At 67.8% G+C, this 14,196-nt stretch carries 14 protein-coding genes; 5 read left to right on the top strand and 9 right to left on the bottom strand.

Features of this window, described 5'->3' with window-relative positions; translation table 11 throughout:
• Positions 1-120: 120 nt before the first annotated feature.
• From OG817_RS11585 to OG817_RS11595, 3 genes are all read right to left on the bottom strand, one after another.
• Complete coding sequence (locus tag OG817_RS11585) at positions 121-399, bottom strand: hypothetical protein (protein ID WP_406053945.1); 279 nt, start codon at positions 397-399, stop codon at positions 121-123.
• A gap of 133 nt (positions 400-532) precedes the next feature.
• Positions 533-1,834 carry a cation:proton antiporter gene (locus OG817_RS11590; protein ID WP_396393550.1) on the bottom strand — a complete coding sequence of 434 codons (1,302 nt, stop codon included), beginning with the start codon at positions 1,832-1,834 and terminating at the stop codon, positions 533-535.
• Positions 1,835-1,925: 91 nt separating this feature from the next.
• Positions 1,926-4,409, bottom strand: a complete 2,484-nt coding sequence (locus OG817_RS11595; protein ID WP_406053948.1) for a LuxR C-terminal-related transcriptional regulator — start codon at positions 4,407-4,409, stop codon at positions 1,926-1,928.
• Positions 4,410-4,862: 453 nt separating this feature from the next.
• Here OG817_RS11595 and OG817_RS11600 point away from each other — a divergent pair, with 453 nt between their 5' ends.
• Positions 4,863-5,579 carry a hypothetical protein gene (locus tag OG817_RS11600; RefSeq protein ID WP_406053950.1) on the top strand — a complete coding sequence of 239 codons (717 nt, stop codon included), beginning with the start codon at positions 4,863-4,865 and terminating at the stop codon, positions 5,577-5,579.
• Between the two features lie 33 nt (positions 5,580-5,612).
• Here OG817_RS11600 and OG817_RS11605 read toward each other — a convergent pair whose 3' ends face one another.
• The 5 genes from OG817_RS11605 to OG817_RS11625 form a co-directional block, all read right to left on the bottom strand.
• The gene (locus tag OG817_RS11605) at positions 5,613-6,095 is read right to left on the bottom strand and encodes a hypothetical protein (RefSeq protein ID WP_396393553.1); all 483 of its coding nucleotides are present in this window, start codon (positions 6,093-6,095) and stop codon (positions 5,613-5,615) included.
• A gap of 22 nt (positions 6,096-6,117) precedes the next feature.
• Positions 6,118-6,561, bottom strand: coding sequence for a hypothetical protein (locus OG817_RS11610; RefSeq protein ID WP_406053952.1), 444 nt, complete (start codon positions 6,559-6,561; stop codon positions 6,118-6,120).
• Between the two features lie 114 nt (positions 6,562-6,675).
• Positions 6,676-7,326: a hypothetical protein gene (locus OG817_RS11615; RefSeq protein WP_406053954.1), complete on the bottom strand. Its 651-nt coding sequence runs from the start codon at positions 7,324-7,326 to the stop codon at positions 6,676-6,678.
• A complete protein-coding gene (locus OG817_RS11620; protein WP_406053956.1) occupies positions 7,310-8,134 on the bottom strand; it encodes a hypothetical protein in 825 nt (274 codons plus the stop codon). The genes OG817_RS11615 and OG817_RS11620 overlap by 17 nt, the downstream gene beginning before the upstream one ends.
• Before the next feature lie 6 nt (positions 8,135-8,140).
• Entirely contained in the window at positions 8,141-9,439 is a 1,299-nt protein-coding gene (locus tag OG817_RS11625) for a hypothetical protein (RefSeq protein ID WP_406053958.1), read from the bottom strand.
• Between the two features lie 244 nt (positions 9,440-9,683).
• Here OG817_RS11625 and OG817_RS11630 point away from each other — a divergent pair, with 244 nt between their 5' ends.
• Genes OG817_RS11630 through OG817_RS11645 form a run of 4 tightly spaced genes read left to right on the top strand, consistent with a single transcriptional unit; the run spans position 9,684 to position 13,239 of the window.
• Positions 9,684-10,184 carry a DUF1269 domain-containing protein gene (locus OG817_RS11630; protein WP_406053961.1) on the top strand — a complete coding sequence of 167 codons (501 nt, stop codon included), beginning with the start codon at positions 9,684-9,686 and terminating at the stop codon, positions 10,182-10,184.
• A 15-nt stretch (positions 10,185-10,199) separates the two neighbouring features.
• Entirely contained in the window at positions 10,200-10,679 is a 480-nt protein-coding gene (locus OG817_RS11635; RefSeq protein ID WP_406053963.1) for a hypothetical protein, read from the top strand.
• Between the two features lie 27 nt (positions 10,680-10,706).
• Positions 10,707-12,554 carry a glycoside hydrolase family 15 protein gene (locus OG817_RS11640; RefSeq protein WP_406053965.1) on the top strand — a complete coding sequence of 616 codons (1,848 nt, stop codon included), beginning with the start codon at positions 10,707-10,709 and terminating at the stop codon, positions 12,552-12,554.
• Positions 12,555-12,567: 13 nt separating this feature from the next.
• The gene (locus OG817_RS11645) at positions 12,568-13,239 is read left to right on the top strand and encodes a GAP family protein (protein WP_406053967.1); all 672 of its coding nucleotides are present in this window, start codon (positions 12,568-12,570) and stop codon (positions 13,237-13,239) included.
• Positions 13,240-13,244: 5 nt separating this feature from the next.
• Here the strand turns inward: OG817_RS11645 and OG817_RS11650 are convergent, their stop codons facing one another.
• A complete protein-coding gene (locus tag OG817_RS11650; RefSeq protein ID WP_406053969.1) occupies positions 13,245-14,189 on the bottom strand; it encodes an HAD family hydrolase in 945 nt (314 codons plus the stop codon).
• Between the last annotated feature and the right edge of the window lie 7 nt (positions 14,190-14,196).

The raw sequence follows: 14,196 nt of genomic DNA on the forward strand, positions 1-14,196 counted from the left end.
CGCCTCCTTCAGAAGGGCCTCATCCAGAAAGGGCCTCATCCTGTCCCGGCGCAGTCGAGCCTAGGGACCGGCGACCGCCGCAACCTCATCCCGGCCGGACGATCCGAGCGGACAGGGCTGCTACTCCGCTGTGCCGCTTCGTTCCGGGGAGAAGTCGCGGGACCGAGGTGCTTCGTCGATCCCCGCAGGGTGCGTGACTGCCGTGCGCAGTACCTCGGCGGCCAGTGCATCGACCGAGCAGTCGCGATACTCGGCCAGCACGATCAGAAGCATGCCTGCCTCGGCCAACTCGATGTGGTGATACGCGGCGAGTACGCCGGTGGCCTGCTCTCTGAGCGAGGTCGTCTCGGACTCGTCGATCCGGGGCCGATCGATTCCGTCGCCGGGCTGGAAGCCCATGATTTCAGACTTTCTGCGTCGCAAGCGGCATGCTGATGACCGAATAACAGCAGCCGAACTATACCCCCCGAGAGCGATCCCGAAACTGGCCCGGTCCGATGGCGCTGCCGGCTGTTGCGGGACAGGGCTTTTGTCACGGCTGGTCGCTTCGAAGGGCGTCGGGGCTGCCGAGATCTCTGGACGTACGTCGTGATCGAGGTCCGCCGCCCTGGTCTTCGTCGGCCTGCTCGAGGTGGACGTAGCGGCGTCCGAGCGGACCGGCCGTGACACCGTGGAGTACCACGCTCAGGAACACCGTGAGCGCGACGACGGCGACGACGCGTTCGACCACCGGGATCTCGCCGAGCTCCTCGACTGCCAGCAGCGCGAACACGACCGAGGCCAGGCCACGCGGCCCGAACCATCCCACGAACAGAGCGGTCTTGCGGTCCAGACCCGCTCCGAGCAGGGACAGGGCGACCGGAACCATGCGGACCACAGTCAGACTCAGTACGGCGTACGCGAGGAGCGTGAAGCCGAAGTTGTGCAGGGCGATCGGCAGCAGCGCGGCTCCGAAGAGGAACCAGACGGCGAGTGCCATGACCTCGCCGACCAGCTCCGGCAGCTCGACGACGGTGTCCGCGTCGACAGTCTGCTCGTCGAGCGTTGCTCTGAAGGCGATGCCTGCCACGAACGCCGCGATGAATCCGTTGCCGCCGAACGCGACGGCGAGGGCGAAGCTGCTGAGTGCGGCAGCAAGCGTTCCGATTGGCCGTGCGTCGGCAATCATCCAGTGCCGTCGCGAGCCGACTGTCAACAGCCAGGCGCTCGCTGTCCCGATCGCAAGGCCGGCGATGAGCCCGACGGCGAGTTCGAGCAGCGCGCCGCCGCCGTGGTCGGCGCCGTCGTGACTTTCGATGCCGAGTTCACCGGCGGCGACAGCCAGCGTGAACGTGACGATCGGTGTGACGATGCCGTCGTTGAGTCCACTCTCCACGTTGAGTGCGCGACGCAGGCGCACGGGGATGAGGCGATCGTTGATCACCTGGGCGCTGAGAGCAGCGTCGGTGGGAGCCAGCGTGGCGCCGACGAAGCCGGCGAGCGCCCAGGTGAAATCGTCGAAGAACCAGGCGGCCAAGAGAGAGCCCAGGATCACGGACAGGGGAAGGCCGAGCGCCAGCAGGCGGCCGGGCAGGCGAATGTCTCGTTTCAACCTGGAGATGTTGACTCTGGCCGCATCCGAGAACAACAGGAGTGCCAGCGTCAGCTCCGCGAGCAGATGGACGGAGGGCGCCTCGACGTCCACCGAGAGCGGGCCCCAGTCAGGGTTCCCCAGTGCGTAACCGGCGACCGCGAACACCAGCGGCCCGGTGATGTTCCAGCGGGCCAGGAGGCCCGAGATCACTGCCCACGCGAGGATCAGAAGCGCGAGGACGGCGAAGGTGCCCTCCGTCACCGCCCCGCCTCCGTCGTCACGGGTTCGAACCGGTACGCGGCGAGCAGTGCGCGGACTCGGGCATCCACCGGGTCGCTCATCTCTCTCACCCTCAGGTCTCGGGGCGTGGGGGGAGCAGACCCAGCTCCCACGCTCGCCGTACGGCCTCGTTGCGCCGGGAGGCGCTCAGCTTGCGCAGGATGCTCCGCACATGGCTGCGGACCGTGTTGACCGAGACATACATGATGCTGGCGATCTCTTCGGTGGTCAGGAGCTCGGCGAGGTACTCCAGCACCTCGTGCTCCTTGCTGCTCAAGGCGACGGTGACGACGAGTTCGTAGCGGCTGCGAGTCGATTGATCCGCGCCGCCGTCGCGGGTGGATCTCGGCGCGCGGAGCCAGGCGTGACGCCGCATCAGTTCGCCGGTTGGCTGGAGCAACGTTCGCAGTGGTGGCGGCGCGTCCGAGAACGGACGGCGGAGGTGCTCGGGCGCGGCCAGTCGCAAGGCGCGCTCCACATGGAGATCGCTCCGGCCGGACTCGCCGGCTCTGATCGACTCCGCGGCTTGAACCAGCCAGCTGTCGATCTGCGTCTCCAGGGATGTGGCCCGCTGCGTGACCGGAGACGGCAACGCAGGACCCCGCACTCCAACCTCTGTAGCCGCCCGTTGCAGCACGAGGATCGATTCGACCTGGTGGCGGCCAGGGGAGTGCTCGATCACCGCGATGGCCTCATGCGGCAGGTGCTGAGCCACGAGAATCTTCGCCTCGTCCACCAGGAGGGACTGGCCGAGCCAGTCGTCAGTTCCGCCGCGATAGCTGTTGCCGGCCGCCCTCAGCTCAGCCCGGGCCAGGTCGGGGTCTCCTCCGGCCCGGAGCACTCTTGCCCGGACCAGAGCCGCAAGGGCTGCGAGAACGCGGACATCGAACGTCGGTACGGCGTCCCCGGCGCGATGCACCAGGTCCCGGGCCGCCGTGAGCTCTCCTTGGTCCGCACTCACCCAGGCTCGGGCCACGATCGCCGACTGGGGCTCATCCAGGCGAGCCCCGGACTCCGCCGGCGCGGCCGCCTGCGCGGCGAGCTCGCCGGCCCGCCGCAGATGTCCCCACACCGCCTCCACCAGCGCGGCCATCCCGAAGACTTCCGCCAATGCCTCGTGCAGACCGGCTTCGTCGGCAATCGCGATCGCCTCGGCGAAGGCCTCCGCGGCTCCAGGGAAGTCACCGCGCTGGAGCAGGACCCGGCCTTTGCATCCGGCAACGAGGAACGTCAGCTCCGGATGCAGGGCCCTCGATCCCACCGATGCCGCGCCGAGGCCCGCTTCGGCGGCGAGCGTGGCGTCCAACGCCGTGGTGACATCGGCACGAAGACTTGCCGAGATTGCTTGCAGCACGCTGATCGCCAGGTCGTGGGTGGGTGTCCGTGGTGGGACGCCCTGCTCCAGGCTGCGTCGAGCCTTGCTCAGTTCCGCCGTACACCGGTCGACATCGAACTCCGCGAGTGCTCGAGCGGACCGCACCACCGCGGCATCCGCTCCCTCCAGGTCGTCGGGAAGGTCAGCGACCAAAGCTTTCAGTAGCTGCCGCCGGCGCCCGACAAGTAGCTGCGCGAAGTCGAAGTCTTCCACCAGATACCGTGCCGCATCCCCCCAGTGCCCGGCCGTGACGGCGTGGTGGACCGCCGTCAGCCGGTGCCCGTTCTGCGCGAACCAGGCGGCGGCGGTGCGGTGGAGCTCGGGGACCAGAGCCGGCCGTTCGAACAGCAGTTCCGCCCGGAGGAACTCACGGAAGAGTGACTGGTAGCTGTAACAGTCGCCGGTGCCGGGAACCCGCTGGGTGAACGCGTTCCCGTGGGACAAGAACTCCAGCGACCGACGGTCACAGACACGACCCGTCAGCGCCTCGGCCAGCTCGGGCCAGAGCTTGTCGACGATGCAGGTCCGGAGCAGGAAGTCCCGCAGCGCGGAGGGCTGCGTCTGCAGCACCTCGGTCATCAGGAACGCCGCCACGTTCCCCATATCGCCCCGAAACTCCCGGATGGCCTGTGCGGTGTCGGCCTTCCCAGCCAGATTCATCGCCGCGAACGTCAGGCCCGCCGGCCAGCCGTCCGTCCTGGCGCAGAGTTCTGCCACCTCGGCCGGCGTCAGCTCGAGGTTCTCCTGCCGCATCAGGCCGGCGGCCTCCTCCACCGTGAAGGCCAGGTCGGCGGCGCGAATCTCGGTCACGGTGCCCGCCAGCCGGTAGCGATAGAGCGGCAGCGGCGGATCCGCGCGGGTCAGCAGGACGATCCGCACGCTCGCATTGCCCCGGACGAGGCGATCGACGCTGTCCCAGAGCTCCGGCGTCAGCGTGAGATCGCCGCAGTCGATCACGAGGACCAGCGCGGGCTCTTCGGCGAGGCCGGCCCCCCTCAGGTGGAGGCCGTCGAGTACGGACTGCAGCGAAGCCGTGGCGTGCTCGCCGGCGGCGTCCACAGTGATGTGCCTGACCGGGCTGCCCCAGGTGCCGAGTGCCTCCCACGAGAACAGGAGGATCGTCTTCCCGAAGCCCGCGGGCGCACTGACAAGCGTCAGCGGGCCCTGTACTCCTTGGCTCACCAGGTCCAGAAGACGCTGCCGGACCACCGTCCGCCAAGGTGTCGCCGACGGATCCGGCCGGGCCGTCTGCCCCTGGTTGTGCATCGGAATCAAGCGGTGTGCGCGCCCGTCCCCTACCTGCTGACCGCCCGGCATATCCCCTCCCGGCGATTGACCACACGACTGGTCGGCGGGCGGTGCGCGGTGGTTTGACCGCAGCTTTCGAGACGGAATGACACCGATATTCGTCGACCGTACCCATGCTGCCCCAGGACTGGCGGCGGTAGCTCACCCTGCAAGGGTGAGGCGGGCCCACCTTCGCCACTGCCGGACGCATGCCCGCCTGCAGCCGCAAGAGCCCTGACCCGTTTCACCCTGGCAGGAGGAGGCGAGGACCTGTGGGCCCGGTGCATGCTGACGCTGAGCTCGATGGCGGAAGAACGCGATCGAGAACCGGGGCAAAGGACTGAGAACGTGAGCGAGCTGAGGCGGTCATCCGGCGCCGATTTACCCGATCCCGGCACATCCCGCAGCACGAGCCGAACGATCCGGTCGTGGTGTGTCTACCTGGCCACCACAATCGGCCTCGTCTGCGCGATCGCCACGTGGGGTCTGGTCGGGGTCGTCATCAGTGTGGTCGTTGTCGCGATGGCGACGGCCGTCGTCGCCTCGTCCATGTGGGGAGGGGACGGACGGGTCGCGGTGGCCAAGGTCGTTCGGGTCACGCTCGGCGCCGGGCTGATGACGCCCGCGGCCGTGGGCCTGATCGCGGTCGCCAAGGTCGCCGGCGTTTTGGTCGTGGTGATCCTGGCGCTGACCACGCCGGCTCTCACCTCGCTGGTCCGGGCGCGACGGAAGGCCAACGGGGATCGTCCCGTCGTAAGGCCGGAGCCGACGACACCCTATAACTCCGTGACGTCGCTTGCCGACGGTCCCGCGGCCGCCCCGGCGCCGGAGCTCAGTTCCCTCGGCGATGAGGCGTTGTGCCTGGCCTGGCGCCGGAGCTTCCGCCTGCTGGAGACTGCCGCGACGGCCGCGGAGCGCCTGACCGTTGTCAAGAAGCGTCAGCAGTACCTCGACGAGCTCCAGCGGCGGTCTCCGGAGGGACTCGCGGCCTGGCTCGCCTCCGGCGCGCGAGCATCCGGCAACCCGCTTCCGTACGTCGACGATGCGCGGCGCCGAGCCAGCTGAGTCACGGACCCAGCTGGGGCGCCGCGCCGTCACTCAGGCCATCGGAGGGATGCGCTGCTTGGTGGCAGAGAGCTGGATTTCTTCCTGCTCGTTCCAGTCCACGTCGCCCTGCCCGCCGATCCGCTCCCGTACGTCGGACCACCTGACGGTGAGCGCGAACAGTACGACGGTGTCCAGCGCGATCATCAGCAGCGACCAGACGGGGTAGGCCCCGAGCCAGGCGATCTGCGTCACCGCGTGCAGGCACACGAGCACGATGGCCGCGAACCTGGCCCACGTCTGTGCCGCGAGCAGGCCGGCGGCCACGCCCAGCATGAGCAGCCCGGAGATGAGCAGCACCCATCCATACCCGGTGGTGTCCACGACGATGAGGTTGTTCCGCGTCATCGCCAGACGCTCGTCGTTGAACAGGGCGATGAATCCCTGGAAGACGTTGACCATTCCGATCACCACGAGCAGCGAGCCGGCGAACACAACGATGCCGGCCAGGACGCCCCCGCCTCTTTTCTCAGCCATCTCGGTCCTCTCTCGTCGGCCGTCAGGCTCTGGCTTCGTGGAGATCGCGACCGTGTACGGCCAGCGCCCAGATGACGAAGATGTCGATGGCGATGATGGTGATTGCCCAGAACGGGTAGTACGGGATGAAGGTGAAGTTGGCCAGCGCACTCAGCACGGCCAGGATGATGCCCAGCACCCGCGCCCAGGTCTGGCCCGCCATGACCGCGAACCCGGCCAGCATCACCACGATGCCGAACAGCAGGTGGATCCAGCCCCACGCGGTGGCGTCGAACTGGAACAGGTAGTCACGGGTGGCTACGTAGAACTCGTTCTCGAAGAGTGCCACCAGACCGGAAAATGCCTGGAAGCCTCCGGACATGACCATCATGACGCCGGCGAACAGGATGAAGCCGACCGCCCAGCCGCTGACCTCGTGTTCCTCGCCCGCGCCTTCGTACTGCGATGCTGCAGCCCCTTGTGCCACTGTCGTTCACTCCTTTGTCACGTCGTGATCGAACCGCTCCGCCGCAGCGGAGGATGGCACCAGGCTGACCTACCACCTCGGGCCCGGCATCATCCCCAGGGGACGAGCGACCGCTCAGATCTCGACGCTGATCGGGAAGGTGGCGATCCAGGCGATGGCGGCGACGAAGACGAGACAGCCGACCCCGAGGAGGATCCAGCGCAGGCGGCGACGGGCGATCTTGGTGCTCATCCCGGCGAAGAACAGGACCACGGCGTACAGGACGACGGTGAGTACATAGTTGCTGGCTATCTGTATGTCGCGGAGCACCTCGGTCGCGGAGGCCGCGGCGGCCGCGTCGAGCCGTTCGGCCTCCTGCCGCGACGCGAGCTGGTACTGCGGCATGGCGAAGGGCGTCGGCGGCGCATCCGGGTTCGTGGCCGGGCGGGTCGCCATCCAGGCGTTGAACGCGGGCCGGAACTCCGGGCGGAAACGCTCGGCGTAGAAGTCGGCGATGGCGGCGTCACCTCGGCGATCCGCGTCCACCCACGCGATGAAGGTGGCGACGTCCACCTGGGTCTGGGCCTGGGCCTGGCCCTGCGCCCGGGCAGCGTCGATCCGAATCGCGTTCGTGCGGCCGGCCGCCTTGGCCTGCTCGCCGTTCCACCGGGTCGCCTGGTAACTGCTCCACGAGGTCCCGACGGCGGCGACCACCAGCAGGACGGTGACCAGCACCTCCTGCCAGGTGCGGCCACGATCGGGCTTCTCCTCAGCGACGGTTGCCATGCTCGTCACACGGAGGGGCCACTTCGAGCCCGACGATCTCGAGTTGGGTATCGATCAGGCTGATGGTTCGCGTCATCGCGGTCGGCTCCAACCTTCCCACTCCTGCGCCGTGTGGATGGTCGAAGAAGACGAGCAGGAACAGCAGAAGTGTGATGACCACCGTCACACTGCCCATCAGGACGCCCTGCGTCACCGCGCCCTCGGCCCGGTCGGCGAAGAACAACAGGTACACGAAGATCACCACCGAGATCACCGACAGGACCAGCCACAAGGGCGTCGGGATGATCCCCTCCGCTCCGTGCACCCTGTCGATGCGCGCCTGTTCCCGTTGGGCGGTCTGATCCATCCACCGGTCGTACGCCGACTGCTCGGTCGGCGTACTCGGGTTGACGGCCGACATCGTCAGGAACATCTGCACACCCCACGGGTTGACGGAGTTCCTGAGCGTGCCGTTGTCCATGGCCACCCACTCCGGTCCGGCTACGGACCGTGCGTAGCAGATCAGGTCGCCGGTGAGCGTCGCCGCGGTCTTGTCAGGCAGGTACTGGGCGGTCTGAACCTGCTGCGCCACAATGGTCGCCTCGGTCTCGGCGCCGGCTCGCGAATCGTCGTACGAGGTGAACGACAAGAAGATGATGAAGCCGAGAAGCACCGAGAATCCGGTGGCGAGTACACCGAAGACGCCCGAGGCGCGGTCACCGTCGCTGAAGTAGCTGCCCTCCGGCGCCCGCCTGCGCACGAGGAGCATTGCAGTGACGGTGACCGCGGTCACGAGAACCGTGACCACCAGGGCCCAGACGATGTTCATGCGCCGCTAGTTCACGGTTCCGGGTACGGCTTCGGCTTCGGCCGGTGGGACGGGACGGGAGGCGGTCGTCGCCCGGCCGGCGCCGACCAGGATCTGCACGACAACCAGCAACAGGGCCACGAGGGCGAGCGACCAGAACAGCCGGGACGTCGAGATGTTGTTGCCCCAGAGCAGTACGACGGCGCCCAGGAAGCCAATGGCCACCCGCAACCACCGGGCGTTGGCCGCGACCCAGCGGCCCGCGCTGCCGACCGGGCCGTCGGCCAGGGCTCCGCCGACGCCTTCCAGACCATCGCGGATGGCAGCGCGGACGGCAGAACCGGACTTGTTGGGTCCCGCGAACCAGCCGATGACCACGATGACCAAGCCGAGCCGGAAGAACACCTCCCGGCCACGCTCGAGGTAGGAAAGCAGTTGGTCGTAGAAGACCGCACTCGCCGGACCGAACGTCGTACCTGCCAAGGCGTCGATGAACAACTGCCGTCCGATGGTCAGCGCCAGCGCGATCAGCAGTGCGTTCCCCGCCAGCAGTGCCCCGATGATCACCGTCGTCCGTGGACGCCGCCGCGAGAGCACCAGAGCGAGCAGATAGAGCAGCGCCACCACCACGATCAGCCACTGGGCCACTGGGTTCGCGAACGCATAGATCGTCCGGAGTTGCTTCACCTGGGGTGCTTCCACCAGCACGATCTGCTTGTCGACGTCGGGGACGGGCACGTTCTGCAGGATGGTGAGGCCCCGATCGATCAGGCGTTGCTTGACCTGGTCGATGACCTGGGAGACATCGAGGACGATCTGCTCACCCTGCAGCGAGACGGCGCCGCTCTGATCACCCTTCAGCACCCGCTGGAGGGTCTGCTGGGCCCTGGTGTTGGCGGCCGTCCAGAGATCGGCGAACGCGTCCGACGCGATGAATTCCCGGACCTGGCGGTCGATCAGGCTGTTGATCGCGCCGGACAGCGGCCCGACCAGTCGCTGCAAACGCGGCCGGTCGGTGATGACACCGGCGAACACGTCGTTGAGGAGCGCCTCGATGTCGACCTGATCCTGGATCGTGTCGGTGACCTTCGTGGCGATGGCGTTCTGTACCTCTGGCGAGTTCACCAGCGGGCCGACAGTGTTCACGTAGCGTGTGGTGTCGTTCAGCGTGCGTTGTCCCCAGTACGCGATCGCCGCCGGCGTCGTCAGCAACGCCGCCAGCACCAAGCAGACGATCACCGCGGCCGACCGTCCCCTGGATGGCCGCTTCGCCTCGGGCGTGCTGCCTTCTGGATCGCTGGACAGCGTGGAGTCCGGGACGGACATGCTGCGCCTCCTCGCCGGTCGGGCCAAGGTATCGATCGTCTCCGCAGCGAGCGATTGGAACCTCACCCCGCGCGGATGAACCTCGGGCTCACGCCTCGTCGCAGCCGAGGGATCCGGGACGGGCCGCCGCTCGGTGCACCTAGTCCGCCGGGGGTGAGGCGTTCGGCCGGGGCCGGAGGAAAGGTGTGCACGACAGGTACGTCGGACCGCGCGATCGCGGTCGCCCGATCCAGAGGAGAGACCCGTGGGATCTGACATCAAGGCTCCAGTCGACCTGTACATCGCTGCGTATCCGGGCGCGGAGGCGGCACAAGGTGATTGGGACGCCATCAAGCAAGCTGCTTCGGACGATGTGATCAAGGTCGACGGGCTCATCCTCGTCAGCCGCGGATCCGACGGCAAGATCAACGTCGACGACGACTTCCACACGGCCCGGAAAGGTGCTGCCTGGGGCGCGGTCGGCGGTGCGGTCATCGGTCTGATCTTCCCACCCAGCCTGCTGGCGAGTGCCGCGGTCGGTGCGGGTGCCGGACTCGGAATCGGCGGGCTCAAGTCTCACCGGGAGAAGAAGGCGATCAAGGCTGACCTCGAAGACACCTTGCCGCTCAACAGTTCGGGCATCGTGGCTCTCTTCGAAGAGACGTGGGTCGCGGATGTCGACAAGGCGCTGTCGCATGCGGACAAGGTGACCAAGCACGAGGTCGACGCGGACAGCGCGGATGAGGTCAAGAAGGCCGCCGAGTAGTCGCGAGCAGAAGCCATGCTGCGAACCGGCGTACGTCGATCGGTCGTCGCCGCGTTGGTGACCGTTGCCCTGCTCGTCGTACCGACGGCCTGCAGTGACAGCTCGACACAGGGCACGCCGGCTCCGTCACCGACTGCGGCGCCGCAGGCAACGGGGGAGCCGACGGCGAACTGCGCTGCGGCGTCGGACCTGAAGTCCTCCCTGGACACCCTGAAGAACGTGCAGCCGTTGCAGGACGGCCTGACGGCGCTCAACACCGCGATGGCCGACGTTAAGACGAGCCTGGCCGCCGCGGTTGCCTCCGCGTCGGCCGTTCTGCAGCCGGCCGTGGAAGGTGTCAAGACGGCCTTCTCAGAGTTGGAGACCGCTGCGAGTGGCCTGAGCGCGGACACCCTCAGACAGCAGGCGCCGGCGATCAACTCGGCACTCAGACAAGTCGGAACCGCGGCCTCGTCGTTGGCCACGACGTTGACACAGAGCTGTCCAGCCGGCTGACCGTTGGCCATCACCAGGAGCGCCGCCATGAAGGACTACCCGTCGATCGCGGATCACGGCTTGATCGGGGACCTGCAGACCGCAGCCCTCGTCAGCACGGACGGCTCGATCGACTGGTTCTGCACACCCCGCTTCGATTCGCCGAGCGTGTGCGGGGCGCTGCTGGATCACGAGAAGGGCGGCCACCTCCGGATCCGTCCGGCACACGGCACGTTCGACACCAAGCAGCTGTACTTCCCGGACACGGCGATCCTCATCACCAGGTTCCTGACCGAGGCCGGCGTCGGTGAGGTGATCGACTTCATGCCGGTGACGAGCAGTACGCAGGCGACCCTGAACCACCGGATCGTGCGGCTGGTCCGCTGCGTCCGCGGCCGGATGACGTTCGACGTGAACATCGCGCCGCGGTTCGACTACGGACGCAAGCCCCATCAGTGGCATGCGACCGAACACGGCGGAGTCTGCACGAGCGATGGCTCGGCGCTGACCTTCCACATCGTGCGGGAGCCCGACGACGAGCGTCTCGCGCGGCCGCGGATCGACGACACCGGCGACGTACAGTTCTCGGTCGCCCTGGAGGCCGGCCAAGTCCGCGGCGTGATGCTCGAGACCGCGGCCGACGGCCCGCCGCGGGAGATCCGGGCCGCCGAGGCACAGCGGCTATTGGACGAGACGGCCCGGTTCTGGCGGACCTGGCTGGCGCAGTCCACCTACAAGGGTCGCTGGCGCGAGATGCTGCAGCGGTCGGCGATCACGCTGAAGCTCATGACCTACGCGCCGTCCGGGGGCCTGGTGGCGGCGCCCACGGCCGCGCTGCCCGAGCAGATCGGTGGCGAGCGGAACTGGGACTACCGCTACACCTGGATCCGCGACGCGTCCTTCTCCATCCACGCTCTCCTGCGGATGGGGTTCACCGAGGAGGCCACCGCCTTCAGCGGCTGGATGCGGGACCGCGTGCAGGAGAAGGCAGGAGGGGCCAGCGGGCCGCTGAACATCATGTACCGCGTCGACGGCTCCTCCGACCTCACCGAGGAGAGCCTGGATCACTGGGAGGGGTATCGCGGCTCCCGCCCGGTGCACATCGGCAACGGTGCCGCCGGCCAGTTGCAGTTGGACATCTACGGCGAGGCGCTGGACAGCCTTTACTTCGCCGACCAGCGCGGGCTCGAAATGGGCCACGACGGCTGGCTCGCGGTCCGGGATCTGATCGACTGGCTGACCGACAACTGGGACCAGACCGAGGAGGGCATCTGGGAGACGCGGGGTGGGCGCAAGGAATTCACCTACGGCCGCGTCATGAGCTGGACCGCGCTCGACCGGGCGATCCGGCTCGCCACCGGCCGGTCGCGGCCGGCCCCGCTGGATCGGTGGGTCCGGGCCCGGGACGCCATCTACGAGCAGGTCATGGCGCGCGGATGGGACCCGGAACGCCGGGCCTTCGTCCAGCAGTACGGCAGCAAGGTGCTCGACTCCTCCCTGCTGCGCATGCCCACGGTGGGGTTCGTCGCGCCACAGGATCCGCGGTGGCTGTCGACGTTGCGGGCGATGGACTCCGAACTGGTCACCGACAGCCTCGTCTACCGCTACAACCCCGAGGCTTCGCCGGACGGCCTCCGCGGCTCGGAGGGCACGTTCTCGCTGTGCACGTTCATGTACGTCGACGCGCTCGGCAAGGCCGGCCGGATCGACGAGGCACGGCTCACCTTCGAGAAGATGCTCACCTACGCCAACCACCTCGGCCTGTACTCCGAGGAGATCGCCCTCACCGGCGAGCAGATCGGCAACTTCCCCCAGGCGTTCACCCACCTCGCCCTGATCGACGCAGCCATGACGCTGGACGCCCAGCTCGACCGCACACAGCCTTCAGAGCGCTGAGAGAGGGGCAGAAATGGGTGGCGTGATCGGCGAGCTCCTTCCCCTCGCGCTGGGCGTCGCGATCAGCCCGGTCCCCATCATCGCGGCGATACTCATGCTGCTGTCGCCGAAGGCGAAGACGACCAGCATCGGGTTCCTCATCGGCTGGATCGCGGGGATCGTCATTGCTGTCGTAGCCTTCACGCTGCTCTCGTCGCTCCTGTCCGAGGACGATTCTGACGCCTCGAGTCCGGTCAAGGGCACGATCCAACTGGCCCTCGGCGTGCTGCTGATCCTCCTGGCCGCGAAGGAGTGGAGGGCCCGTCCGCACGGTCAGGCGGCGCCCGATCTGCCGAAGTGGATGTCGGCCATCGACACCCTCACCACGGTCAAAGGGCTCGGCCTCGGTTTCCTGCTGGCAGCGCTCAACCCGAAGAACCTCATCATGGCCGCCGGAGCCGGCGTCGCGATCGGTGCTGGCAACCTCGGCACCGGTGACACCGTCGTCGTCATCCTCGTCTATACCGCGATCGCCGCGAGTACCGTCGCGGTGCCCGTGATCGGCTACCTCGCGGCCGCCGATCGGTTGGCCGAGCCGCTCGAGGCTCTGCGCGGATGGCTGGTCCGGGAGAACACCGTCGTCATGGCGATCCTCCTGCTCGTCATCGGCGTGGTCATGATCGGCAAGGGCATCGGGAGCTTCTAGCCCGCTCAGGCTTCGGCGAAGACTGTTGCCCAGTCGTTCTTGATGCTGACCACCGTCCAGTTTTGGGCACGGGCCTGCTCGAGCGACGTCTCGGCGCCGGCGGTGTAGCTGAACTCACGATCCTCGTCGTCGTGCAGGACCAGCAGCCGTAGTCCGGGCCGCGTCGGATGCCCGGCGTACCGGAGCATCGGGATGTCGCCGTTGGAGTTGCCGCCGGCAACGACGGGCCGCCGGCCGATCCGGCTCCAGATGCGTACCGGCTTCAGGGGACCGTCGTCGAAGACGTCCATCTCCGCCTGGTAGACGACCGATCCGCCGGCGTCGTCGTCCTGGTACCGCAGGCCGGTCGAGCTGCCGATGATGCGCTCGGCCGGAATGCCGTAGATCTCCTCGGTGACCGGCCGCATGAAGTCGCGGTCGCCTCCGGACGCGATGAAGGTCGTGAACCCATTGGCCTCGAGATAGTGCAGCAGCTCGACCATCGGGAGATAGGTGCACTCCCGAAGCAGCCGGCCGAGTGTCGGGTGGGGCGTCGTCTGCAGGAAACGCCCGGCCAGCTCCGCGTAGCTGTCGACACTCATCCCTGCGAACGCCTGCACGATGCCGCCCAGGAGCACCTTCACGTCGCTGTCGTCGCCGTGATAGTGCTTGGTGATCACGCCACCGAGCCATGCGTAGTCCTTGTCCCGGGCGGCCTGCCACGGCTGGCGTGAGCGAAGACCCGGGTCCTGTTCAGCCATCTCGGCCAGCCGCTGCAGAATGAAGCCGAGCTCGACCGGCATCGGCTTCTCGCTCCACAGCGTGCCGTCGTTGTCGAACACCGCGATCCGCTCGGAGGGCGGGACGTACTGCGCCCCACCCTCCTGCACGGCCCGGCCGACGTAGTCCACGATCGCCTGTCGTGCCGGAGTGTCCCTCCAGGACGGCAGCATTTCCACGGGGTCGGTCACGAGTCCG

Origin of the sequence: Kribbella sp. NBC_00889 (assembly GCF_045207705.1) — a bacterium.
Taxonomy (GTDB): domain Bacteria; phylum Actinomycetota; class Actinomycetes; order Propionibacteriales; family Kribbellaceae; genus Kribbella.